The sequence below is a fragment of the Roseateles sp. genome (assembly GCF_036486225.1).
GTDB lineage: Bacteria > Pseudomonadota > Gammaproteobacteria > Burkholderiales > Burkholderiaceae_C > Roseateles.
The window spans coordinates 1-1,998 of the sequence record NZ_DASVNZ010000079.1 but is presented as its reverse complement, the minus strand read 5'-3'; the positions used below and the strand labels follow the sequence as shown (position 1 = coordinate 1,998).

The 1,998-nt window shown below is 71.4% G+C and carries 3 protein-coding genes; all 3 read left to right on the top strand.

Translation table 11 applies throughout. The features are described from left to right. Positions 1-560: flagellar type III secretion system pore protein FliP (gene fliP / locus VF536_RS05830; protein WP_331613869.1), on the top strand; the 560-nt coding region annotated here is incomplete at its 5' end. Positions 561-578: 18 nt separating this feature from the next. After that, positions 579-1,472 (top strand): sigma-70 family RNA polymerase sigma factor, encoded by an 894-nt coding sequence (locus VF536_RS05825; RefSeq protein WP_331613867.1) that lies wholly within the window; start codon positions 579-581, stop codon positions 1,470-1,472. Between the two features lie 78 nt (positions 1,473-1,550). Further along, the coding region (locus tag VF536_RS05820) for a hypothetical protein (RefSeq protein WP_331613866.1) at positions 1,551-1,998 on the top strand (448 nt) is incomplete at its 3' end.

Below are 1,998 nucleotides of genomic sequence, written 5' to 3'. Positions count from 1 at the left end.
TCTGCCTGACCTCGTTCCTGCGCATCATCGTCGTGCTGTCGATGCTGCGGCATGCGATCGGCCTGCCCGAGACGCCGCCCAACGTCGTGCTGATCGGCATGGCGCTGCTGCTGACCGGCTTCACGATGTCGCCGGTACTGGAGCGGGTGCACGACGATGCGCTGCGGCCCTACCTGGCGGGCAAGATGGAAGGCACCGTCGCGCTCGACAAGGGCCTGCAGCCGCTGCGCGGCTTCATGCTGAAGCAGACGCGCGAGGCCGACATCTTCATGATGGCCGACTTGGCCAAGCGCCCCCGGCCCACGACCGAGGCCGAGGTGCCGATGACGCAGCTGGCGGCGGCCTTCATGGTGTCGGAGCTGCGCGCCGCGTTCCAGATCGGCTTCGTGGTGTTCCTGCCCTTCCTGCTCATCGACCTGCTGGTGTCCAGCATCCTGATGGCGCTGGGCATGATGATGATGCCGCCGGTGACCATCGCGATGCCGCTGAAGATCCTGATGTTCGTGCTGGTGGACGGCTGGGGCCTGCTGCTGCGGGCGCTGATCGGGTCCTTCCACTGACGGGACGCGGACGCCGCGATGTCGACCGGGATCGTGACCTCGCCCTGGCCGCAGCCCGCGGACCTCGCGCCGCTGTGGCGGACGCGGCGGGACGACGCGCGCGCCCGCGACGCGCTGGTGCGTCACTTCCTGCCCTATGCGCGCATGCAGGCGGCGCGTCTCTTCGCCGGCCGGCCGGGCGACGAGCTCGACTTCGGCGACTACTTCCAGTTCGCCTCCGTCGCGCTGACGGAGGCCGTCGACAGCTACGACCCCGCGCGCGAGGCGCGCTTCGAGACCTACGCCGCGTACCGCATCCGCGGCGCGGTGCTGGACGGCGTGGCCTCGATGTCCGAGCGCCAGCGCCAGATCGCCACGACGCGCGAGCTGCGCCAGGCGCGGCTCAAGTCGCTGCTGCGGGACGCGGCCGAGGAGGAACTCGGCGACGCGCGGGCGTCGACCTCGTCCGGAACGGAGACCGACGGTCGAACCGACGTTCTGAGCAAGGGGCGGATCGACGTCATTGCGGACGTCGATGCGGACCTGGCGGCCGAGCCCGAGGCGGCGGCTTCCCGCAAGACATCGCTGTTCCCGAAGGGCAGTGCGCTCGAGCGCCTGTCCGAGGCGGGCCTGGGCCTGGCGATCGGGCTGATGCTGGAAGGCACGGGCCTGATCGACGCGGGCCCCGACGCGCCGGCGCCGGCCGCGCAGATGCCGTACGCGCGGCTGGAGATGCGCCAGCAGCGCGATCGTCTGCTTGCGCTGATGCGGCAGTTGCCGGAGCCGCAGCGGCAGGTGCTCGAATGGCACTATCTGCAGGGGCATCCGTTCGACGCACTGGCCGCGCGCACGGGGCTCAGCAAGGGCCGCATCTCCCAGTTGCACCGCGCCGCGCTCGACACGCTGCGGCGACGATTGGAGGAAGACGGATGATGGCGACCCGACGCCGTGCCTTCGACGCTTCCCCTTCCGCTTGATCCTGCCTGAATTCGATTTCCCGGACACGACCCGATGACCAACGACACCTCGCCCCAAGTGCAACGACTGCAACGCCTGCTGAGCTACCTGGAGCAGGATCCCGGCAACGACCTGCTGCGCCAGGACGCGATCGCGGTGGCCTGCGACGTGGGCGACGGCGCCACGGCGCGTCGCCTGCTGGACGAGCGCGCCGCTCGCGGTGCGCTGCCGGCGCTGCCGTGGGGTTTCCTGGCCGCACGCACCGCGCTGGCCGATGGGGACTTCGACACCGCGCTGCGCCAGTGGGGCGCATTGGCTGCCGACGACGGCGTGGGGACGGAGGAGCGGATGCTGGCCGCGTCGGCGGCCGCGCAGTTGCGCCTGCGTCGCGGCGGACCGGAGGCCGTGATCGAAGCGTCGCGCACGCTGGCGCCGTTCATCGACGGCGCGGCCGCGCAGGCGCCGCTGCCCGATGCGGCGCAGGCCGCGTGGCTGCGAGTCG